The following is a 23,942-nucleotide window of genomic DNA, read 5'->3' on the forward strand; positions in this document are numbered from 1 at the left end:
TTAAAATATTAGCTGTAAATGCGATCGCTATTAGACAGACTTTGCTCGTTGGTTGAGTTTCTAGAAGATTGCCATTGAGTATAAATAAACGTTACTACCCCTAAAGTCAGTCCAATTGCTAAGATGACTCCCAAAATTCGCAAGAAATTAGGAGTATTTCCCGTAGCTGACTGGTCATTTAGCCTTGGTTGGTAAATAGTGTCATCAGTTGGCACTTGTGGCCTGCTTTGAGAAGATACAGGTCGCAGTTGATACAAAGTCTTATCTACTGACGGTTCTGGTCTGCCAGTATTAGATGCAGGCCGCGGTTGATACAATGTTTTATCTGTTGATGGTGTACTGGGATTAGAAAGAGGCCGTGGTTGATATAGCGTCTTATCTGGTGGTACTTGTACTCCGCCTTGATTGGGTGTAGGTCGCGGTTGAAATAAGGTTTTATCTGGTGGTACTTGTACTCCACCTTGATTGGATGCGGGTCGCGGTTGAAATAAGGTCGCATCCGGTTTGCTGGGATTGGGATTATTCACAGGACTTTGTTGAGGGTTGTTATTCTGCGGTTGGTTTTGCTCAACTGGGTTAAATGGTCTCGGAACAGTCTCGCGATCTGAACCTTGATTTTGCCTACTAGGAAGCGGAGGAATAGTTTGCCCAGGTTGGCTTTGCTCAATCGGGTTAAATCTGGGAAGAGTTTCGCGATCTGAACCTTGATTATAGGCGTCTGGAGGGCGAATGATTGTGTCTTCGTCGGATTGTCTAGCAAGAGTTTCGTAATTTGAGCCTTGATTATAGGCAGCTGGAGGACGAATAATTGTGTCTTCGTCGGATTGTCTAGCAAGAGTTTCGTAATTTGAGCCTTGATTATAGGCAGCTGGAGGGCGAAGAATGGTGTCGTCGTTGGATACAGTTTCGCGATCTGAGCCTTGGTTGTAAAGAGGTCGTGGCGGCTGGACAGCAGCCTGTCCTGGCATATTACTAGGGATGGCAAATTTGGCAGCAGCAAGCATGGCGCGATCGAGTTCTTCTACACTGGCAAATCGGTTAACAGGGTTCTTGTAGAGGCATTTCATCACCACCGCTTCCAATTGTTCGGGCAAATTTTCACAGCCTGGTTGCTCGCGCAGCGGTTTTGGTGGCTCATAAGCATGAGCTAATACCCAGGAAGCTTCGCTGACCTGATTGCCCTTAATACTAATCCCAAATGGATCTGCTGCACTCAGCATTTCATAAAGGATAATCCCTAAGCTGTAAATATCACCCCTAGCATCCAAATTTTTATCGCTTTGGATTTGTTCTGGAGGTGCGTAACGAAATGTACCAATGAATGTACTGGTGATATTTGTAATATTAGTGTTTTCCGAAGATTCATTACGGATTTTGGCAACACCGAAATCCAAAATCTTTACCCACTCTCCCAAATCTGTAGGTACCAAAAATATATTATCTGGTTTCAGGTCGCGATGAATTACTTGAATATGCTCGGCAGTTTTTCCTCCTTCCCGTTGCAGAGTCACTCCTTTATGGGCAAGCTGTAGACCTTTGCAAACTTGCACCATAATTTTTACACTGCGCTCCACAGACAACCGCTTTTCCCGCAGCAATAATTGTCTGAGGGTTTGTCCGCGTAAAAATTCCATCACGTAAAACGGAAAGCCTTCTGGAGTGACTCCACAATCACTAATTTTCACGATGTGGTCGCTTTGCAGGGCAGCACAGACAGCTACTTCACGCTCAAAACGCTTTCTCATTTCTTGTGAAGCCACCAGGGTATCTTTGAGCAACTTCAACGCTACTTGCTGACCTACACGGGTGTCCGTTGCCAGGAAGACTTCTCCCATGCCACCTCCGCCTAACCGTCGGTCTAAACGATACCGCTGGTTATCACCTACGAAGCGACCATTCCAAGAATTTGAAGAAGGTGGGGATTTCATCAGGGGGAACCCATCCTAAGTTATTTTAAGGTGTTAAGTTTAGTTAGAGATAGGACTATAGCAATCCACTTTGACTTTTGAATTCCTACAGCTTAGGTAGGGAGTAGAGAGTAAAGAATCAGGAATCAGGTTGTGCCAGTAGTACGGAGTTTTTTCAAAAATCAAATAAGAATCCTAAATCCTATAGTATTGCGTAATAATTCAGAGGTTGAGAACAAAGTATCTAGACTAGGCTCCTCATTTCTTACAGTATTACAAATTTTTTATTTATTTGATGTTTATTATGTAAAGTCTTAGTAATTTATATTACTTATATTTATCTAGTTACACTCAGCTTAGCATATTAGGAACTTAAAATAATGAGAAGAATTTGATAAAATGCTTAAAATTAAGACTTGCGATCGCTATAATTAGTTCCTGATAAATACTGAGCTACGGACTAAAAATAGGGGATTAGGATCGGGAATTAGCGATTAAGGATTGGAAGTATATTCCTAGTACCCAGTTCCCAGCGCTTATATTTAAAGTTTTGCAAAATATCTTCTGTGAGTGTGTCCTGGCGTACATGATTAAAATGTGCTATTGCCATGAGGAACGAGGATGAGTAACGTACTCTCTATAGCCGCAGTGACAGCAGTACTAAAAGTTTTGCTGGAAAACGGTTTAGTCAGCGATCCGATCGCTGCTAGTGTTGGTGATGTGATTGTAACTGCCCTACCGCCCGATCGAATTTCAGTTGAAGCTGACGAGCGTGCTCAACTCAACCTCTTTCTCTACCAAGTGACGCAGAATCGCAATGTTGATTGGGTATCTCAAGAATTTCGGAGCAGGCACTCACGTTTAAATGGAAATTTGCCCTCTAGCACTCCACCGCTTGCTCTCGATCTGCATTATTTATTAACAGCCTACGGAGCCAAGGATTTTCAGACAGAGCTTTTACTAGGCTACGCAATGCATTTATTACATAAAACGCCATGTATTACGACGGAGATTATTGAAAATACTCTGATAAATGCATCTACAACTAATACTTCCACTGCTTTTTCCCAAGCTGTGGCTGGTGTGTCTGTATCTGATTTAGCACAAGCAATTGGGCAAATCAAACTGACCCCAGAGTTTTTTAATATGGAAGAAACTTCTAAGTTATGGTCTGCTTTACAAACTCACTATCGACCTTCAGCTACCTATTTAGCATCAATGGTATTGATTGAGAGTAGCAAATCTGAGAATCTTGAAGGCTTCTACATGATGCCTTTGTCTCAACCGAATATTGAGCAAGTCATACCTCTGGAAAAAACTGAACATCAGCAAATGATTGTTGCTGGCACAATATTAATGATTCGTGGAAAGCGGTTACGCGGTGATATCACCAGAATCCGATTGGGTAACACGGAGACATTACTAGTACCTCAAGATGTTAAAGAAACGCAAATCAGCTTGTTAGTGCCAGCAGATTTGTACCCAAGCGTGCAAAGTATCCAAGTGGTACATTTGCCAATGGGCAACATAGGACAAACGGATGAGATAGTTGAATCAAATGTTGCAGCTTTTGTCCTCCATCCAACAATTACGGCATTCGTTGGTGGAGTGGAAAAAATTGGTGACAATTTACGTTCGGCTGAAATTACTGTTAAATTCCATCCCAAAGTTGGCAAAGCACAGCGTATAGTTTTGCTGCTCAGTGATGTGTCAGCCGAAAGTTTGGTAGCTTACTCTTTCTTAGTTGCATCGCGCACAAAAGATACTGATGCAATTACTATTCCTGTTAAAAATGTGAAGCCAGGAACTTATATTGTGCGGGTGCGAGTAGATGGCGCCCAAAGTCCACTGCACAAGAATCAGTCTGGAGAATATGATTCGCCACAGGTAACAATTTCATGAACGCTACAACTATCGATTGGGATCGGGCAAACTACCGCTATCTATCAGCAGCCCTAGCCGTAGTCCGGGGGATTTTAGAAAATTACACTGCCAGTTCGCAAAATCAATCTGAGGCGAAAAACCACGAAAATTTACAGCAAGCACTCCAAGAAGCTGCTGCTGCTATGCCTGCACCATCGGCATTTAATAGAGTCTGCAAAATGTTTAGACTTTCATCCTTTGAGAGCAATTTGCTGTTGTTGTGTGCGGGTATGGAATTGAATGGAGATTTTGGCAAATTATGTGCTAAAATACACGGCGATTCGCAGCGAGCTTACCCAACCTTAAGTTTAGCTTTAGCAACTTTACCTCACGTCCACTGGGATGCGATCGCCCCAAATGCTCCCTTACGTCACTGGCGATTAATTCAAATTGGTGATGCCCATGCCCTCACCCTCAGTCCCCTGAGAATTGACGAGCGAATTTTGCATTATCTCACAGGCATCCAATACCTTGACGAACGCTTAGCTGGCATCATTGAACCATTACAAGAAGTCAGCGATTTAGTACCATCGCACCAAGAGCTAGCAGAGCGAGTTGTAGCCGTATGGTCGCAAGCTCATAAGATAAACAGCTTGCCAATAGTGCAATTATGTGGTATGGAAACTAACAGTAAACGGGCGATCGCCGCTAGAATTTGTCAACTCCAGGGTTTGAGTTTGTGGGTAATGCCCGCACAAGTCATTCCCCAAGCACCGAGCGAGTTGGATAATCTGATTCGGTTGTGGACTCGTGAGACAATTTTGAGTAGCTGTGCCTTACTTCTGGATTGCAACGAACTCGATAGCAATGATACAGCGCGGTTGAATGCGATCGCTCATTTCATCGAACGCATCAACGGCTTTTTAATCGTCACCAGTCGGGAACGAATGCGCCTATCACAACGCTTGGTTGTTAGTTTTGACGTACATCAACCAACAATCAAAGAACAAGGTGTAGTTTGGCAAGATGCACTCGCGGGGATTGCACCGCAAATGAACGGGCAAGTCAAAACCTTAGTAGATCAGTTTAATTTGAGTGCTGCAACTATCCGCGCCGCTTGTGCAGAAGCCGCAGGGCAGCTAGTACAAAAACCAGAAAACGATATTGGTGAGATTTTATGGGATGCTTGTCGCGTGCAAGCACGTCCGCGTTTGGATGAACTCGCCCAACGAATTGAGCCGTCTGGTGATTGGGACGACTTGATATTACCAGAACCACAGAAACAAATTCTCCGTGAAATTGCGGCACACGTGCGGCAGCGGAGTACTGTATATAACAATTGGGGTTTTGCTGGCAAAGGTGGGCGGGGATTGGGAATCAGCGCCTTGTTTGCTGGTAGTAGCGGCACAGGTAAAACCTTCGGAGCAGAAGTGCTAGCACATAGATTGCGCTTGGATCTGTATCGCATTGACTTGTCATCCGTAGTTAGTAAGTATATCGGCGAGACAGAAAAGAATCTGCGACGGGTGTTTGATACCGCCGAACAAGGTGGAGTAATTTTGTTGTTTGACGAAGCAGACGCCTTATTTGGCAAACGCTCTGAAGTTAAAGATGCACGCGATCGCTATGCCAACATCGAAGTCAGCTACTTATTGCAACGTATGGAAAGCTACCCAGGTCTAGCAGTTCTTACTACTAACCTTAAGAGTGCAATTGATACAGCTTTTCTGCGGCGCATTCGTTTCGTCGTGCAGTTCCCCTTCCCCGACACCGTACAACGAGCCGAGATTTGGCGACGCGTCTTTCCACCCAACACACCAACCGCAGACTTGGATGCTATGCAACTGGCACGGCTAAATGTAGCTGGCGGTAATATCCGTAATATTGCGTTAAATGCAGCCTTTCTCGCTGCCGATGCTGGCGAACCCGTGCAGATGAAACACGTATTGCGAGCTGCTCAGACAGAGTATACCAAATTAGAGAAGCCTTTGACTGATGCGGAAATAGGCGGGTGGGTGTGATTTTATAGCGTAGCTTGAAAATAGGAACTAGGGACTGGGAAAGGAATATTATTAATCTTGTTGTTTTTCTTAAAAAAGTAAAAATTCATGTAATTCATCTATTGAAATAGGAGATTTATAAATATTATTTTCAGACTCATAAACAACTTCAAATGATTCAATTGCTGCTTTCAGCTTATTAATTGTATCTTCTTGAGTATCCCCCTGCGCGACAATACCATTTTCTAAACATAAAGCAACCCAATAGCTAGAACTTTGTCTGAGTACAACAGTATAAAAGTTCATTTTTGTTACTTGTTGATGTTATGTAATTAAGTAAACGTGAGTTCGACGGTTAGAAAAAGTCAAAGAGCTTGCTAGATATGAAGCGCGAGAAACCGATGGCTTTTTAGCGAACGCCAAGATTGATTGAGAGTCGGTAAAAAACTCACAAAAAAACGCCGAGACTAAAAATATCAAAGAAAAACCAGGTCTCGGCTGTCTTGGAAAGTTCTGAGCGGAGGAAGCCTCCGCTCAGACTTTCCGCTATCTCTACTATAGTATCTCGCCTCGACATCACACAAATTGTCTGTGACGTAGATGATTTTTGCAGCCAGTGGGAGAGTTTGTGGCAACAAGTACCACAGTTACCATCCACGAAGGGAGAGCGCCGTAGCCAATCAAGGATGCATTTATCAGAGGTGATGACAATAGCTATCGCATTTGATGGTAGTGGTTATAAAACTTTCAAAGAATTCTACACTTTGCACGTGCTACAAAGTTGGCGTGGAGCGTTTCCAAATTTAGTTAGTTACACAAGATTTGTGGAACTCATGCCTTGGTGCTTAATGTCCCAAGAGTTGTTTTTTAGATACACGGACAGGAGAAATTACAGGGATTAGTTTTATAGATTCTACCCCGATAGATGTGTGTCATAACAGTCAATGACCATCTCAAAAATATGTGTCAAATAGAACACTCTCGCCATCGTAGTGTATTTAACTTTTTAGTCAATCTGATGGCTGGTTTGGCTGCTTACACCTATTTACCCAAAAACCCTCGATTGATATTTACCCAAAAGATTTGCCTGCACTACCTCCTGCCATTTTCTACTTCTGTCGAACTCACGTTGCATTATGCTTTGGATTTGGCATGGCAGCAAAAGTGTTACAAAGTCATGCTTTTAACTAGCTCAAAAAGTGAGGAGACATTGCGGTTCTACGAACGTGCAGGATTCAAGCGCGGAGTGAAAACTGGATTCATTGCTAGACCTTCAGAAGAGTTGTGAGTACAACTGTTGACAACTCTCCGCCGTTCCTCGGCGGAGATTCTTCCTTCATCCAAGACAACCGTAGCCTTGGCAAGGGGAGGGTGCGGTTAGGCGGGTGGGGTATCTGTCGCAAACATTTTTTGAATCGGTATAACTATCAACAGTCAACAAACCTCATGATTGACTGTGCAATTAAAAACCGTAATAGCTTACGTATTAAAAAATTATTTATTTATATTTTGTTCTTGTAGAAAATTAATTATTTAGTCTACTATCTTTTTTGGGGAATGTAGCAAGTTATATATTGGACGGGTGCGATGAGAATCTTGCTAATCGAAGACGAGGAAGTTTTAGCAAGTGTCTTGTTGAAGTCTCTGACTAAACAACACTATGTTGTAGATGTGGTACAGGACGGACAAATGGGGTGGGAATACACCCAAAATGCCAGCTACGATCTGCTGCTGATAGATGTAGGATTGCCAAAAGTGGACGGGATTACATTGTGTCAGCGATTGCGTTCTGGTGGGTGTTTTACTCCAATTTTGTTAATGACGGCCAAAGATGGTACTAAAGAGCGGATTCAGGGACTTGATGCAGGTGCCGACGATTATTTGATCAAACCTTTGGATTTGGGAGAACTGCAAGCAAGGATACGGGCGCTGCTACGTCGGGGCGATCGCCCTGTTACTCCGATACTAGAAATAGGCGCACTACGACTAGATCCCAGTAGTTGCGAAGTCACCTATAACAACAAACTCATAGAATTAACTGCCAAAGAATACAGTTTAATGGAGTTATTTCTGAGGAATCCCTCGCGTGTTTTTAGTCGTGGGGATATCATTGAGCATTTGTGGACTTTTGACGATCCACCCCAGGAGGAAACTGTAAAATCACACATCAAATACTTACGGCAAAAGTTAAAAGCAGCCGGAGCAGTAGACTGGATTGAAAACGTTTATGGCTTGGGATATCGGCTTAATCCCGGAAAAGGAGAGCAGGGGAGGCAAGGGGAGCAGGGGAAGCAGGGGGGGAAAGAAAAAACGCAAGTAGTTGCAAGTCCTCGTGTTGAGGATCAGTTTCAGCAAGCGATGGGTGGCTTGTGGAAACAATACGAAGGGTTGATGGTGCAGCGGTTGGCGGTGCTGGAAGAATTAGCAGCTGCGCTTGCTAAGGAAACTCTGACTCAGGAGTTACGCAAATCCGCAGAACGAGAGGCGCACAAATTAGCTGGTGTCTTGGGGATGTTTGAACAAGACAATGGCACTCAAATAGCGCGGGAAATCGAACAGATTTTAGGAAAAGATGGGGATTTGTCTGTAGGTGAAAAGCGACAATTGCTGTCTTTGATTGAAGATTTGGGTAAATTAATTAATCAAATGGGGCAAAAGGTAGATAATCAAACTACGGCGATCGTCCCAGAAATTTGCAGCCAATTAATATTAATCGACCCCAATCTCCAACTCGGTTCTCAGTTGCAACAACTCGTTGAATGTATGGGAATGTGTTGGCAGCAAATAACAAATTTAGAGGATGCAAAAAACTTTTTGCAAACCACATCCCCTGATTTAGTAGTACTAAATGTAGATGAAGTAGGGCAGCGCCAAGAAAGTTTAGCATTGCTGTCGGAATTAGCAACGCGTACCCCAGCCGTACCCGTGCTAGTGTTGGCTGGTAATGATGAGTTAGTAGAACGCGTAACTTTTGCTCAGTGCGGGGCGCGGGGGTTTTTAGCTAAACCTGTAACAGCTGCTCAGGTGTGGGATGTTTCGTCTCAACTATTACAGCGTACTCGCTCTTTGCGGATCAATGTATTGGCAGTAGATGACGATCCCCTGATTTTAGCAGCACTGCGCCCAATGTTAGAACCTTGGGGTATGCGGATGACGGCATTGGACAATCCTTTACATTTCTGGGAGGTACTGCAATCTACGACACCGGATTTGTTGATTTTAGATGTAGATATGCCCCAAATCAGTGGCATCGAACTTTGCCAAGCAGTTCGTACCGATCCCCAATGGCAAGAATTACCGATTGTGTTTCTCACTGCTCATCGAGAAATCAAAATTGTACAGCAGGTGTTTGCTGTGGGGGGAGATGATTATGTGATTAAACCTGTGGTTGGGGCGGAATTATTGGCACGGATTACCCATCGCTTAGAACGCAGCCGTTTACTTCAGTCTCTTTCTACGAAAGATCCTTTAACAGGAATAGCAAATCAGTTCCACTCTCGCCGCAATTTAGAACACCTAATTACTCAAGCCGAGAAAAATCAGCAATCTGTTTGTTTGGCGATTTTGAGTGTGAATGATTTGCGTCAAATTAATATTAAATATAGTCATGAGGCTGGTAATCAAGTATTACAAAGATGGAGTCGCTTATTTCAATCCGCATTTTGCAGTGGTGAAGTTCTAGGTTATTGGGGTAACGGAGATTTTGTAGTGGGAATTTCTGGATTAACAAAACCAGAAATTAACCATCGTCTGAGTGAGATTTTAACTACATTACGCCACCAAATATTCACAGCTTTTGATGGCGATCGCTTTCAGGTAACATGTAACTTTGCTGTAGTCGAATACCCCAGTGATGGACTAACAATTCAATCTTTATATCAAACCGCCGTTGGGCGTTATTGTTTTCATTAGGCATAGGAGTGAAAAACAGTGTAGAAACGTAGCACTGCTACGTCTCTACAAGGGTTCTGGGTAACGCATATTTAATTTCACCAGATATTTATTAATTCAACTTTTGATTTATTCAGTGGCAATTAAAACGATTTTAATTTCTGTAACGCGATGCATGGGTTGTGTAGTTTTTTCGGTGGTTACAAATTCCTCTGCATCCACAGAGAGGGCAGCAGCAAGGTGAAGGGCATCCATCGCGGCTAGACCATAAGTAGAGGCAATGTGATTTCCAATTTGGACAATCTGCTCTAGTTTAGTTGCCCAGAGCGTAACACCGCTAAAAAAAGATTCATAGAACTCTACTCGCGCCAACATTCGAGTAACTGTTCTTCTTTGCTCATAATTAAGCTTTGTTGTAAGTAATAGGGATCGTGGGTGAAAAATGTCTTTTGCCATCCCTACTTCAATTGTACCGCCGTGCAGTTCTGGTAGTTGACGAGCGATCGCCAGCCCAGTTTCAAACGGTTTGGCAGCAAGTTTTTAATTTTCGCGTCCTAGCCTCGCTGGACAAGGCTGCTAATCAATGGTTGTTGGCACAGTGGATGAGTCACGGCATCAACAGTATAAAAACAGTGGCTTAGTACAAGTCACGATTAATAGAGGTTGAAAAGTTTCACTTCGTGAAGCAAGCTACAAACCAACCTATTATTCTTTTTAATTGAACTTTCATATACTTTCTGCCAGTAAATATTCACAGGTTTTGATGGCGATCGCTTTCAGGTAACATGTAATTTTGCTGTAGTCGAATACCCCAGTGATGGACTAACAATTCAATCTTTATATCAAATCGCAGCTGGGCGTAATTCGTAATTTTTCGCTTTTAGTAAAATTCATTTATTAAATATAATTCATTTGCTTTTCTAAGCATCAAGGGAGCGATAGACCCAGATTTAGACCATTAGCGCCATAGCAATAATGGCCTAAATCTACGATCTATTAAAAATCAAAACCCTGAATCTTAATGGATGAAACCTTTCCATCAAGTCCATTGTCGTGGGAATGATCTACCTTGACATATTCATTTTCAAAAGAATTTTCAAAGGTACCTACGACCAAATCCTTGGGAGTTTTTTGTTTGACTTTAATTGTGGTGTAATCATCGTCTGCCGCAGCATCTGGGCTGTCATAAACTGTAATTATTGTGAATGGTGCAACCTCACTGAGTTTTAATGAACGAGCTTCATCATTTGGCGAAACTCTACCTGCAAAATCAGGTCTATCAGAATAACTACCTAGTGTATCTTGTTGTCCTCCATTGCCTTCATATAGGGTAATTGTACCCGCATACGCTGGCGTAGAAATGGCTAAACTCACAGTGACAATGAGTAACGCAAGGCAAAAAACAGCTAGTTTGATACTACGCTTTAGCATGAGACATATTCTCCTTTGTAAATTAAGACAATCAATGAGCTTTTGGCTTAGCTCAGATGTTCATTACTATTTCAAATTTTCGCTAAAAATACAATAGCAATCAACTAAGCATATAAAAAATTGATATCATGCTATAAGTAGCATAATATAATTTTAAGTCACATTGAGAGCGCATTTTATCAAAGAGCGTTGTTATCGCTGTTTTGTATCTCTCAAGAAAGAAAAATGATTTTACTTATAGCTTAGCTTTAAGCGACCGAAACCCAACAACGACACAGCTTTTGTGTGTTGCTGTAATTGAGTATCCCAGCGTACTAACAATCCAATCTTGATATCACGCCGTTGGACGTAATTCGTAAATAAAGCTTTTTTCAGGTAAGTACGGTACACATTTAGAGATACAAGAATGTTGTGTCTTGACGACAATCTGTGTGACTTCCGTAAAATTGGAAAGGAATGTGTAGTTTTACTGTAGTCGAATATTTCAGGCATGGAGTAGCGATACAATCACTATACAGATTTATGAGTATCATCAACACCACATGATTATTAATTTGTAAAGCATTTAACTGAGGGTTATTACGAATTATTTGAAGAGGAGTCAGTCGTTGATGAGTAGACAACAGCTAGAGCAGTTAGAGCAATTGCAAACCACGTTGAATAAGATGGAACTCACACTGGATGCGATCGCTGATGCTGTAGTCTGGGTGGGAGAAGACCAACGAATTCAATGGTGCAATTCTAGTTTTGAATTTCTGGTTAACCAAGCTCGCGGTACTGTCTGCGGCTTGAGGTTAATTGACTTGCTACCTTTAGAGCAAGCTGGACAGTTAGTTGCTTTACCAGCCTATCCCGATATCAGAATACTCAATGGGGAGTATGAAACAACAAATTATCAGTTGCAACATCACAGGATAACATTAGAAATTTCCGGTAACTCTATCGGATTAACCGATCATAAATGTGCAATATTGGTGATTCGCAATATTACTAAGACAAAACAAGCTCAAGAATCTTTGCAAGAAACTGAGGAACGGTTACAGACATTAATTAACGCTACACCAGATATCATCTGTTTAAAAGATGGTGAGGGAAAATGGTTGCTATCCAACCAAGCTAACTTGGAATTTTTAGAGTTAGAAGGTGTTGATTACCCTGGCAAAACTGACTCAGAACTAGCAGAATTTAGCAATTTTTATCGGGATGCCTTGCTAAATTGCAGCAAAACAGACGAACAATCTTGGCAGTTGGGATCTGTGCATCGGGTAGAAGAAGTTATTCCTCGACCTGATGGGACAACGAGCAGTTTAGATATGATTAAAGCTCCTTTGTTTCACCAGGATGGGAGACGCAAAGCTTTACTGGTTTTGGGGCGCGATATTACAGACCGCAAAAAAACCCAGCTAGCTCTAGAAAATTCTTTGTCTTTGTTAAATGCTATCTTTGAATCAATTCAAGATGGAATCTTAGTAGTAAATACTTCCAGTAATATCACTAGTTACAATCAAAAGTTCTTAGAAATGTGGTCGATTCCACCAGAACTTTTGAACGAACCAAGTCATCCTCGGCGGCTAGCGCATCTGGCAGACCAAGTAAAAGACCCCGATGGATTTTTACAACGCGTCCGAGAATTATACCAAAACCCGGAAGTAGTTAGTTACGACTGTTTAGAACTGCGCGACGGCAGAATATTTGAGCGCTACTCGTGTCCTCAGCGCGTCGGCGAACAGATTATTGGTAGAGTCTGGAGTTTTCGCGACGTTACTCAACGCCATAGGGCAGAAGAAGCCCTGCGACAAAGTGAGTTGGAGTACCGCAGTATTTTTGAAGCTATCAATGATGGACTATTTATCACCGAAATCGAAACAGAAAGAGTCATCGAAATAAATCCTGCTGCTTGTCAGATGCACGGCTATACCGACGAAGAATTTATGGCTTTGCATCCATCTGCTTATATTCACCCAGATTCACATGCTGTTTTTTATGAGTTTTTAGAAAAAACACGAGCTGGCGAGCAATTTTATGGACAAGCAGTTGATATCTGCAAAGATGGCACTTTAATCGATGTCGAAGTTAAAGGAACGACTTGTATTTATAATGGCAAGCCGCATATCTTAGCAATAGTCCGAGATATTACAGCTCGCAAACGCACCCAAGAAGCCTTACGCCAAAGCGAAGCACAATATCGCGATCTGGTGCAAACAGCCAATTGCATCATTCTGCGTTGGGATAGTAACGGTGACATTTTATATTTAAATGACTACGGTCAAAGGCTATTTGGTTTCGATTTAGATGAAATTACAGGACGTAATGTTGTCGGCACAATTGTTCCAGAAACCGAAACTTCTGGACGCGACTTGCAAGCTTTAATGGTGGATATTTGCGAGTACCCAGAAAAGTATATTTTTAACGAAAATGAGAACTTGTGCAAAAATGGCGATCGCGTTTGGATAGTCTGGGCAAACAAACCCATAATAGACGAACAAGGAAACTTAGTCGAAATTCTTTCAGTGGGCACCGATGCCACAGAACGCAAACGCGTCCAAGCAGCTTTGCAAGAAAATGAGTTAAAATTCCGCAGCATCGTTGAAAATGCCAATGATTTGATATTTGTTCTCTCGCCAGAAGGAATTTTTACCTATCACTCGCCCAATGTAACTGCAATTATGGGTTACACCTTGGAGGAAATCGAAGGTCATTCTGTGGCGGAGTTTACCAAACCCGAAGATTTACCAACTAGCGCCACCGCTTTACAAAGGGCGATAACTGGCGAAAAGCTGACTAATATTGAAGTGCGATTGCGACACAAAAATGGTGACTGGCGATGGTTTAACTTTAACACTTCCACGATCGAGACTTCTAGCGGTGAAATTGCGATCGCAGGTGTGGGACGCGACATTACAGAACGCAAGCAAGCAGAAGAAGCCTTGCGTCGTAGTGAAATGAAATACCGCAACATCTTTGAGAATTCCCAAGTGGGAATTTTCCGCACCCGTCCAGAAGATGGATTAATTCTAGATGCTAACGATCGCGGTGCAAATATCTTGGGTTTTGCCTGTGCTGATGATTTAATTGGTAAGCATTCCATCGTTGATTTATATCCAAATCCCAGCGATCGAGCAATAATTTTAAAACAGGTACAAGAGTACGGCGAAGTATGCAATTTTGAATTACCAATGCATCGCCTTGATGGTTCTTTAGTTTGGCTATTATTGTCGCTGCGACTGAATTCAGAAGAATCTTGCCTCGATTGCGTGTTTACAGATATTAGCGATCGCAAATACCAAGAACAAGCTTTACGCTTAATTGTTGAGGGTACAGCAGCTAAAACCGGTGATGAATTCTTTAATTCCTGCGTTCGTTATCTTGCCGAAGTATTGCAAGTTCAATATGCTTTAGTTACTGAATTTAATGATGAGCCAAAAACCAAAGTCCGCACATTAGCATTTTGGTGTTCCGGAGATATTGGCGAAAACCTGGAATATGATTTGCACGGTACTCCTTGTCAACACACCTTACAAGGCAACATGTGTCATTATCCCCAAGGAGTGCAAGCCGCTTTCCCCGAAGATATAGATTTAGTGAGGATGAATGCCGAAAGTTTTCTTGGCGTTCCTCTCACCAGTTCATCCGGCGAAATCATTGGACATCTTGCTGTGATAGATGTCAAACCAATGCAACCCGATCCTGGACGAGAATTAATTGTCAAAATTTTTGCTGCCCGTGCCGGTGCCGAATTGGAACGCAAACAAGCAGAAGCAGCTTTACAACGAAGCGAGTTAAAGTTTCGCACTATCGTTGAAACAGTCAATGATGTGCTGTTTGTTATCAATGAAGATGGTGTTTTCAACTATATTTCTCCAAACATCTTGAAGACTACTGGATTTTACCCTAGCGAAATCGAGGGTAATTCTTTGGCATTATTTACTCATCCCGATGATGTGCCAAAATGTCTAGAAGTCGCCCAAACAGTCCTGGCAACAGGCGAGGGAATTTCGGATACTGAGTTTCGCGGCAGACATCGCAATGGGGGCTGGGTTTGGCAAACTGCTAATATAGCCCGCACGCAAGATACTCAAGGTAACTTTCAGATTGTCGGAGTAGCTCGTGATATTACCGATCGCAAACTAGCAGAAGCAGCCCTGCAACGTCGTACCCAAGCAGAAAGTTTAATCAGTAGCATTTCTCGGCAATTCATCGACCAAGATTTAGAAACAGCAATTAACTTTACACTAGAAGCGATCGCTCAATTTATTAATGCCGAACACAGTTGTATTTTTGAATGCTCCAACGATCGAAAAGAATTTAACCTCATCCATGAATGGTGCAGCGAACATGTTCCACCATTAATTGATATTGCCAGAGGTTCGCCGGTGGATGTTTTCCCCTATTTTTACGAGCCAATCCTGCGTGGTAGACATCGCCAAATCTCTCGCGTGGAAGAACTACCCCCCCATCTGCCTGAGCGAAAACTATTTGAAACCATGTCGTTTCAATCTTTACTTGCTGTGCCGATGGTTCATGCTGGCAGAGTCGTTGGATTTGTTGGTGTGGCGATGATTCACTCCTCGAAAAGCTGGAACCAAGAAGATATTAATTTATTGAAATTGGTTGGTGAAATAATAGCGATCGGTCGAGCCAGGCATCAAGCAGAAGAAGCCCTGAGAATTGCCAAAGAAGCCGCCGAAACTGCCAACCGAGCCAAAAGCGCTTTCTTAGCCAACATGAGTCACGAACTCCGCACACCTTTAAATGCGATTCTCGGCTTTTCTCAATTAATGGAACGAGACACCAGCCTCAAGTCAAATCAACGTGAATCTTTAGCTACCATTAACCGTAGTGGAGAACACTTACTCAACTTGATTAACGATGTCTTGGAAATGTCCAAAATTGAAGCCGGGCAAATCATTTTCAACCCCGAAGACTTCGACCTTTATTTCTTGTTGCAAACATTACAAGAAATGTTCCAGGTGCGGACACAAGCCAAGCAATTATTCCTCAAATTTGAAATGTCCCCCAATCTCCCGCGTTACATCCAAACAGATGAAGGTAAACTCCGCCAAATCCTGATTAACCTTTTGGGTAACGCCGTCAAGTTTACTCAAACTGGTGGGGTAACCTTGCGGGTGAGGATGGGGAGATGGGGAGATGGGGAGATGGGGGGATGGGGAAGTGTGGGAGGTGTGGGAGGAGAGGGAGGTGTGGGAAGCATAAATTCTCTTTCTTCCCACACTCCCCACACTCCCCACACTCCCAATGCCCCAATCCCCAGTCCCCAATCCCTAATTTTTGAAATCGAAGACACTGGGCGGGGAATAGCACAAGAAGAAATGAATAATTTGTTTCAGCCTTTTGTGCAGACATCAAGCGGTATCCAAACCAAGGAGGGCACTGGGTTAGGGTTAACTATTAGCCGCCAGTTTGTGCGATTGTTGGGTGGTGACATTCACATTACCAGCACGCCTGGGGAAGGATCTATTTTTAGCTTTGACATCGAAGTGAATTTAGTTGCAGCATTAAAAGCTACACCAAAGTTAGGTAAAGCCCGCGTGATGCAACTGGCAGCCAATCAACCAGATTATCGGATCTTGGTGGTGGATGACCGCAAAGAAAACTGCGATCTAATTGTGCAACTGCTTGGTAGTGTTGGTTTTAATACGAAAATTGCGAATAACGGACAAGATGCGATCGCTATTTGGGAAAATTGGCAACCCCACTTAATTTGGATGGATATGCGGATGCCTGTAATGAACGGCTATGACGCAACTAAAGAAATTAGAGCCAAAGAAAGAAATATAGATGGCGATCGCCGCACCATAATTATCGCTCTAACTGCCAGTGCTTTTGAAGAACAACAAGCAAGTATCTTAGCCGCAGGTTGTGACGACTTAGTTCGTAAGCCATTCCGAGAACAAGTGATTTTTGAAAAAATCGCTGAATATTTGCATGTGGATTATATTTATGCAGAACAAACCAGCGAAAATACCACAGAGAAAAAGCCGGATAATATTCAATCTCCCATTTTGGATATTCACTCTGCAATTGCGATGATGCCTGTTGAATGGATAGCACAATTAAATCAAGCAGCCATTGAAGTTGATGCCGAGCGAATTTTCCAACTCATCGAACAAATTGAGCCAAATTATTCTTACTTTGCAGAAGAATTAGCAAATTTAGTTCGTAACTTTTGCTTTGATGAAATTATCGATCTAACAGAGAATTATTGATAATATCGTAAGGGCGCACAGTTAGCTGTGCGCCCCTACCAAGGTATTTGTATCAAGTTTAAAGTGAAACAGAATTAATGTTTTAAGCGAGGTATCTTTGGTCTGACAAAGCTAGGTGAGGAACTAGTGATTCGAGCATTAGCCGCAGAAGAATCAGTAGCTGAGGAATCAGCAGCTGAGGAATTAGTAGTTGGAGAACTTAGATTTAAGAAATCGATAAGTTTGAGAGTACGATTACGGATTTTCCAGCGCCCATTTTTGTTGACGACTTCATCTTCATAAGTCCCATTAGCGACATCTATACTAGTTTCTGAACGTTTATGAGTCGCGTGAAGATAAGAACTCATCGTTGCTTTGTTATTTTGAACTGAGATGTTTATCGTACCCATCAAGTGTTGGGTAGCTACATATCCGTTTCCTTGGAATACTGAATTAACAAAATCTGCCCATGCATCCGTTCCAATGCGTGTTTCGCTTGCACCATCAGGAAAAACGGCAGTCAGGACTGCATCTTGGGTAAAACAATCCCGATAAATATTCTTTCCTTCTAAGACATTTCCTCTACCGATGGCGTCAGTTCCCAGCGCGTAACAGCTTGCTAATTTTTGAATCTCTAATTCTGCATTAGGTTGAGTTGCACTTGCTATTTCAAACCTACCACCAACAAACAGCACAAGAGTGGCTGCTAGCACTATCAAAGTTATGCGATTTAACAAAAACGAGATAGCTTTGGAAATGATTCGCCCATTTTCTCTTCTTTTTTCCACAAGATGACCCCCTAAATTGTGACACTTTTCGCATCTTGTACTTTCTCGCCAGCTAAAGTTTAGGCTGATAAATTTAGCTCATAAAAACTTGCTAAAATCCTTCCAGATTTAGCTAGAGATTACTTTGATATCAGCTAATAAATGATAAAGCTAGTACAAGATTTGATTGATATCACTAGTTATAGCAACCAATAAATGAATTTGTTAGTGTTAATTTGAAACAATTCTATGTTGATTTGATTAAGTAATTAAATTTGCACTTACATGTTTTGATCGATAGCAAAATAAAACCTATTTTATCAATTTTTTAAATTTAAATATAATTACTATAGTAATCTGCGATCGTTCGTGATACAGAAAATACCCGACTTATTTGACAAGGCGGGTATCTAGGATTATTCTGCTTTCACAAAAGTATCTTATTCGCCAGAAATAGGAATAGAAATGATAAATTCTGTTCCTTTTCCCACAGCGGATTCACAAATCAAATTACCCGCGTGGTTTTCTACTATAATCTGACGACTAATAGATAATCCTAATCCCGTACCTTTGCCTACACCTTTAGTAGTAAATAGATTTTCAAATATGCAGGCTTTAACTTCTGCCGGCATTCCTTTAGCATTATCTCGAAACTCGATCAGTACATTTTCCTTATTTTCACTCAGGTGAGTGAAGATAGTGATAATATTCGGATAATTGTCTTGGATCTCTATAAAATCACGACCGACATTTGCTTCTTCTAAAGCATCGATCGCATTGGCCAGAATATTCATAAACACTTGGTTCAATTGCCCCAAATAGCATTTTACTAATGGAATATCTCCATAATTTTTGATGACTTGAATGGCAGGACGATTACTATCTGCTTTCAAGCGATGCTGTAAAATCATTAAAGTACTATCAATCCCTTCATGAATATTAGCTAATACTTTAGAGGTAGTATCAGCACGAGAAAAAGTACGAAGAGAAGTACTAATATTACGAATACGCTGTGTCCCCACTGTCATTCCGTCAATCATTTTTGGTAAATCAGTCAAGACAAAATCTATATCTATTTCTTCACCTTTCTCTTCAATCTCGACACCAGGATGAGGGAACTTTGCTCGATACAATTGTAAATAATCGATTAAATCTTTAACCGTATCTTTGGCTTGAGCAATGCTACCTGTAATAAAAGCAATTGGGTTATTGATTTCGTGTGCTACACCTGCAACTAAATTTCCCAGAGAAGACATCTTTTCACTTTGGATAAGTTGTAGTTGTGCTTGTTGTAAATCTTGAATTGACTCTTGCAATTGCTTAGATTTATCTTGCTCTCTTGTATACAACCGTGCATTTTCTATGGCAATAGCCATTTGAGAAACTAAAACTTTTAAAACTTCTACCCTTTCTGGAATAAATGCTGCTGAGGATAACCTATTTTCTAAATAAATAATGCCAGTCAGGTGTGATTGATAAATAATCGGCAAACAAAAAATTGACTTTGTTTTAGATTCTTGAATATAAATATCAAAATTAAAAGGTTCTGCAATTACGGCATCATTTAATACGAGATATTGCTGGGTTCGCAAAACATAGTTAATAACAGTCAGCGGCAAATCTTGAGATGTTTCAACAGGAATAGACTGTAAAACTGTGACTATATTTTCAGTAGTATTTCCTGAAGCTTCGATATAAAGTTGATTGTCTTTCAGTAAGAGTAGTGAGACTTTGTGTGCAGCAGCATTTTCTAGTAATATTTTGATTAACTTACTCAACAAATTTTCCAAAACAATTTCATTGGTAATCGCTTGCGAAAACTTGATGAATGCATTGAAGTCTAAAAAATCGCTTAAGCTGCTATTAGTAGTCGTAGTAGTAGTAAGCTGGATTTTATCTAGTTTGGAAATAGAAGTTTCTACATTAGTAGTTTGTCCAACTAGAAAAGGATGCTGTACTTCTAAGTGTTTAACTTTAGCGATCGCACCCCAACGAATATAGGCATAATAGGCTTTAGTTATATAAGTTTGAGAAATTAAACCTTTGCCTAGAGATTGATAAAACTTTCCTGCTAACTCATAAGCTAAAGCTTCTTCTTGGAGGAAACAGTTTTCAGCAGATGTGGCAATAGAATTTTCATAGTAATCCATCGCTTCGAGCTTTTGACCCAAAACTCGATATCGCTCTGCTTCCACAAGATAAAATCTATGTAAGTGATTTGTGGGAGCATGAGTAGCCCAGAGTTTCATTTTTTGCTGATTAGCTTCTACTTTTTCCAAAATAGCTTGCTGCTCGGATTCTTTAGCGGTATGATAAATAGCCAAGTGAGCTAAAGAATCGTAGAAATAAAAGAGTGGAACAACAAATAAACCTGTAACTCCACCTAAAGAATTTTCTGCGATCGCAGCATTTTCTACAGCTTTAAAATACTCCCCAAATAAATAAGAGAGCATCAGCTTATTTACAAATAGATGGTTAATGGTATAAAGATCGTTAAGTTGCTGATGAATTGGCAACATATTTTGCTCGTTGTAAGCTTCACCAATGAAACAGTCAACATTTTCGTAACTTCCCTGCAAATTCAAAATTGTTTGCAAATATACTGAATTCCAAGTTAAAGCTACTTGTTGCTTGATTCTTTTCAGCGAATCACAATAAGCTATGAATTCTTTTTTTAAAATCGAAAGTTCCTTACCCAACCAAAATGAATGGTAAGGATAAATGTAACCACAATAGCCAGCATATTCTAAATCTCCGGTTTCCAAACCACTAGAATACCCTGCCATTGATGATATTAATGTTTCTTTAACATGCTCCCGCCAATGCATCACATGGGCGCTAACAACTGTCAGAATTTTAGCCTTAAGTTCTTGAGCATTAAATTGCGATACTAAAATAGAAGCTAATTTCCCAAATTCATAGCCAGAATCAATTTCTCCTTGAACTCCACAAAGAAGTAATCCATAAAGGCTATAACCATAAGCAGATACAGCCGTATTGCCATATTTTAAGGACAAATTAACCATTTTACAGACAATAATTGGCATCATTGCCGGAGCGGTTTGAAAAGCCGCTGGGAGAACTCCCATTAAGATTCTCATGGCTGCAATCTTGTTAGGATCGGTCATTAATGGTAAGTTAATCAAATCTGCAATAACTTTCCCTTTTAAATCAGCAGCAATCTCATCCATGCCTCGCTGAATATCAACTGATGTTGGTTCTTCTGGAAAGCTTATTCCTAACAATTGCAGAGTTGATACTGCTATCTTAATCGCTTCAATTTGTTTGCTTTGAATTATTGAAGCGATAATTTGTACTTCATAAACTTTGACTTTATCTAAAAGAATTTTAGCTTCTTGTTCTACTACGCCAGCCCATTGCTGCATCTGCTCAAAATTACCACTCAAATAGGCTACCTCTGCGGCTCCTTCATATAAACTTACAGTTAAAGTATATTCAGTTTGCCAAGAGTCTATACTTAAAAGTTCTATGCCAGTTGTGAAGTATTTCAGAGCAGCTTCATAAGCTGTAGATGCTTTAGCCTTTTGTCCAGCAATCAAATTTAATCGTGATAATTCAGTTTTTTCACATTGCTCTTTTAAGTTAACAATACCTACATTCAACTGATTTACGATATCAAAAATATTTGCTTCTATTTCCTCTTGACTGATATTTTGTAGCAGTAATTGACCGATTTTTAAATGAGTTGATTTTTTAAGTTCCTCTGGAATCAACGAATATGCTGCTTGTTGTACTCTGTCATGTAAAAACTTATAACCCACTCGTGAAGTATCAAAATTTAAATTCACCGCTTCTTCTTGATTAAAAACCAAAGGAATGCGGTAAGCTTCACTTAAAGGCAGAATTAATCCTGCTTGCAAAGCCGAGTGTAAATCATTGGCTGTCACAGAAGGTGACTTTTCATTGACTATCGATAAAATATCTAAACTAAATCTGTCGCCCACACAAGCTGCTAATTTTAATACATCTTGGGTTACCTGAGGCAGCTTTTCAACGCGACTGGCAACGAGTTCCACTACATTTTTATCAGTAATGCCAATTGCTTGAATTTCCTCTAAACTCCACTGCCATTGGGCTTTAATAAAGTCAAAACTCAATAATTTTTCTTGATAAAGAACCTGAATTAGTTGTGTAATGAAAAAAGGATTGCCTCCGGTTTTATTGTAAATCAATTCAGCTAATTGAATAATTTGCTGATTCAAAACTCTGGCTTCTGTTTTTTGAAGAGTTTCACAAATTAGCTGAGTTACATTTTCTAAATTTAAAGGCTGCAAGACCAGATTATTAACAACTGTACCGCTATTCTTAATTTCTTCTATTTTTTGGATTAACGGATGTGCCGGAGTAACTTCATTATCTCTATATGCCCCAATAAACAAGAGATGTTTACTGTCTTTGTCGGTTATCAGCAGTTGAATTAAATTTAAGGTTGCTGAATCTGCCCATTGTAAATCGTCTAAAAAAATGACTAATGGATGTTCCTTTTGAGTGAAAACTTGGATAAATTCTTTAAAAACACGATTGAAGCGGTTTTGTGATTCTGTCGCACCAATTTGAGGAACTTCGGGCTGTGTACCAACGATCAATTCCACTTCTGGAATTACGTCAGTAATGACTTTTCCGTTTGTTCCTAAAGCTGATAATATTTTCTGACGCCATAATTCTATTTTTTCATTATTTTCTGTGAGTAAATAACGCATTAAATAAGCAAAAGCTTGAATTAAAGACGCATAAGGTATATTTCGTTTTAATTGGTCAAATTTTCCAGAAATAAAATAACCTTGTCTGCGAGTAATAGGTTTATTAACTTCGTTGACTAGAACGGATTTACCGATGCCAGAATAACCAGAAACTAGCATCATTTCACTAGCTCCAGATGTAACGCGCTCAAATGCTGCTAATAGTTCATTAACTTGTTGTTCGCGACCATATAATTTTTGTGGAATTAATAATTGACTTAAAACATCTAAACGACCTGGAACAAAATTAGTAATTGTACCCTGAGTTTCTAACTGGTTAAGGCATAATTCTAAGTCTGCTAATAATCCTGTGGCGCATTGATATCTGTCTTCAGCATTTTTAGCCATCAGCTTCATCAAAATTTCAGAGATGGCGGTAGGAATCTTAGGATTTAATGACTGTGGGTTTATTGGTTGAACAGCAATGTGGCTATAAACTATTTCTAGGGGATCTTCGCTAAAAAATGGTGTTTGCTTGGTGAGCATTTCATATAAAGTCGCACCAAGAGAATAAAAGTCAGTACGATAATCGATAATACGATTCATTCTCCCAGTTTGTTCGGGAGACATATAGGCAAGTGTGCCTTCAACAGAGTTAGGGTTAGTAAATTGGGGATTTTCTTTATTTAGGCGGGAAGCTATGCCAAAATCCGTCAGTTTAACAATACCAGTTTGTGAGTTAATGATGATGTTACTAGGTTTAATATCTTTATGAATAATTTGGTTTTTATGCAAGTAATCTAAAGCTTTAGTCAGTTGGATAGCAATTTTTAAATGGTTAATTAAATCAAGCTTTTCTGTTTGTACAACTTGGGCTAAAGACCGACCGCCAAAGTCTTCTAATAACAGTCCTACACGATTTTCAAAAGTTTCTAAACTAATGGCTTTAACTATATTCGGATGGTCTAAATCTTGCTGAATTTGATACTCATTTTTCAGGCGAGTAAAGGCTTCAAGGGTAGGATATTCATTTTTAAGCAGCTTGATAATAACTTGCTGTTGCGTGTTTGGTCTTTGTGTTTGATAAATAACGGTTTGAATTCCTTCATGGAGAGTTGAGTTGATTTGATATCCAGTACGATTTGGCATAGATTTTTGATTAGAAATTTATAAAATT

Annotated in this window: 11 protein-coding genes and 1 pseudogene; 6 read left to right on the forward strand and 6 right to left on the reverse strand. The window is 40.6% G+C overall.

Going from position 1 to position 23,942, the window contains the following annotated elements; translation table 11 throughout:
* Nucleotides 1–8 precede the first annotated feature (8 nt).
* Complete coding sequence (locus NSTC745_RS22405; RefSeq protein WP_445632917.1) at nucleotides 9–1,928, reverse strand: serine/threonine protein kinase; 1,920 nt, start codon at nucleotides 1,926–1,928, stop codon at nucleotides 9–11.
* A gap of 600 nt (nucleotides 1,929–2,528) precedes the next feature.
* On the opposite strand from NSTC745_RS22405, the gene NSTC745_RS22410 reads away from it, so the two are divergent.
* The gene (locus NSTC745_RS22410; protein WP_445632918.1) at nucleotides 2,529–3,809 is read left to right on the forward strand and encodes a DUF4255 domain-containing protein; all 1,281 of its coding nucleotides are present in this window, start codon (nucleotides 2,529–2,531) and stop codon (nucleotides 3,807–3,809) included.
* On the forward strand, nucleotides 3,806–5,791 hold the full coding sequence (locus NSTC745_RS22415) for an ATP-binding protein (protein ID WP_445632919.1): 1,986 nt from the start codon (nucleotides 3,806–3,808) through the stop codon (nucleotides 5,789–5,791). The genes NSTC745_RS22410 and NSTC745_RS22415 overlap by 4 nt, the downstream gene beginning before the upstream one ends.
* Nucleotides 5,792–5,860: 69 nt before the next feature.
* Here NSTC745_RS22415 and NSTC745_RS22420 read toward each other — a convergent pair whose 3' ends face one another.
* Nucleotides 5,861–6,076 carry a type II toxin-antitoxin system HicB family antitoxin gene (locus tag NSTC745_RS22420; RefSeq protein WP_445632920.1) on the reverse strand — a complete coding sequence of 72 codons (216 nt, stop codon included), beginning with the start codon at nucleotides 6,074–6,076 and terminating at the stop codon, nucleotides 5,861–5,863.
* Between the two features lie 631 nt (nucleotides 6,077–6,707).
* Here NSTC745_RS22420 and NSTC745_RS22425 point away from each other — a divergent pair.
* Both NSTC745_RS22425 and NSTC745_RS22430 read left to right on the forward strand, forming a co-directional pair.
* Nucleotides 6,708–6,848 (forward strand): annotated as a pseudogene (locus NSTC745_RS22425) (IS982 family transposase); the annotation flags it as partial.
* Nucleotides 6,849–7,357: 509 nt separating this feature from the next.
* Nucleotides 7,358–9,682, forward strand: coding sequence for a response regulator (locus tag NSTC745_RS22430; RefSeq protein ID WP_445632921.1), 2,325 nt, complete (start codon nucleotides 7,358–7,360; stop codon nucleotides 9,680–9,682).
* A gap of 108 nt (nucleotides 9,683–9,790) precedes the next feature.
* Here the strand turns inward: NSTC745_RS22430 and NSTC745_RS22435 are convergent, their stop codons facing one another.
* Nucleotides 9,791–10,036 carry a hypothetical protein gene (locus NSTC745_RS22435; RefSeq protein WP_445632922.1) on the reverse strand — a complete coding sequence of 82 codons (246 nt, stop codon included), beginning with the start codon at nucleotides 10,034–10,036 and terminating at the stop codon, nucleotides 9,791–9,793.
* Nucleotides 10,037–10,110: 74 nt separating this feature from the next.
* Between NSTC745_RS22435 and NSTC745_RS22440 the strand changes: the two genes are divergently transcribed.
* A complete protein-coding gene (locus NSTC745_RS22440) occupies nucleotides 10,111–10,302 on the forward strand; it encodes a hypothetical protein (RefSeq protein ID WP_445632923.1) in 192 nt (63 codons plus the stop codon).
* A gap of 355 nt (nucleotides 10,303–10,657) precedes the next feature.
* Here the strand turns inward: NSTC745_RS22440 and NSTC745_RS22445 are convergent, their stop codons facing one another.
* The gene (locus NSTC745_RS22445; RefSeq protein ID WP_445632924.1) at nucleotides 10,658–11,092 is read right to left on the reverse strand and encodes a hypothetical protein; all 435 of its coding nucleotides are present in this window, start codon (nucleotides 11,090–11,092) and stop codon (nucleotides 10,658–10,660) included.
* A 611-nt stretch (nucleotides 11,093–11,703) separates the two neighbouring features.
* Here NSTC745_RS22445 and NSTC745_RS22450 point away from each other — a divergent pair.
* The gene (locus NSTC745_RS22450; RefSeq protein ID WP_445632925.1) at nucleotides 11,704–17,319 is read left to right on the forward strand and encodes a PAS domain S-box protein; all 5,616 of its coding nucleotides are present in this window, start codon (nucleotides 11,704–11,706) and stop codon (nucleotides 17,317–17,319) included.
* Nucleotides 17,320–17,393: 74 nt separating this feature from the next.
* Here the strand turns inward: NSTC745_RS22450 and NSTC745_RS22455 are convergent, their stop codons facing one another.
* Nucleotides 17,394–18,086, reverse strand: a complete 693-nt coding sequence (locus NSTC745_RS22455) for a nuclear transport factor 2 family protein (protein WP_445632926.1) — start codon at nucleotides 18,084–18,086, stop codon at nucleotides 17,394–17,396.
* A 419-nt stretch (nucleotides 18,087–18,505) separates the two neighbouring features.
* Nucleotides 18,506–23,914 (reverse strand): trifunctional serine/threonine-protein kinase/ATP-binding protein/sensor histidine kinase, encoded by a 5,409-nt coding sequence (locus NSTC745_RS22460; RefSeq protein ID WP_445632927.1) that lies wholly within the window; start codon nucleotides 23,912–23,914, stop codon nucleotides 18,506–18,508.
* Nucleotides 23,915–23,942 lie beyond the last annotated feature (28 nt).

The organism is Nostoc sp. DSM 114161, assembly GCF_052692665.1.

Coding starts and splice junctions, on each gene's coding strand:
- NSTC745_RS22435 (WP_445632922.1), bottom strand. CDS start 10,036: ATGTTGGCGCGAGTAGAGTTCTATGAATCTTTTTTTAGCGGTGTTACG.
- NSTC745_RS22460 (WP_445632927.1), bottom strand. CDS start 23,914: ATGCCAAATCGTACTGGATATCAAATCAACTCAACTCTCCATGAAGGA.
- NSTC745_RS22420 (WP_445632920.1), bottom strand. CDS start 6,076: ATGAACTTTTATACTGTTGTACTCAGACAAAGTTCTAGCTATTGGGTT.
- NSTC745_RS22430 (WP_445632921.1), top strand. CDS start 7,358: ATGAGAATCTTGCTAATCGAAGACGAGGAAGTTTTAGCAAGTGTCTTG.
- NSTC745_RS22445 (WP_445632924.1), bottom strand. CDS start 11,092: ATGCTAAAGCGTAGTATCAAACTAGCTGTTTTTTGCCTTGCGTTACTC.
- NSTC745_RS22405 (WP_445632917.1), bottom strand. CDS start 1,928: ATGAAATCCCCACCTTCTTCAAATTCTTGGAATGGTCGCTTCGTAGGT.
- NSTC745_RS22410 (WP_445632918.1), top strand. CDS start 2,529: ATGAGTAACGTACTCTCTATAGCCGCAGTGACAGCAGTACTAAAAGTT.
- NSTC745_RS22415 (WP_445632919.1), top strand. CDS start 3,806: ATGAACGCTACAACTATCGATTGGGATCGGGCAAACTACCGCTATCTA.
- NSTC745_RS22450 (WP_445632925.1), top strand. CDS start 11,704: ATGAGTAGACAACAGCTAGAGCAGTTAGAGCAATTGCAAACCACGTTG.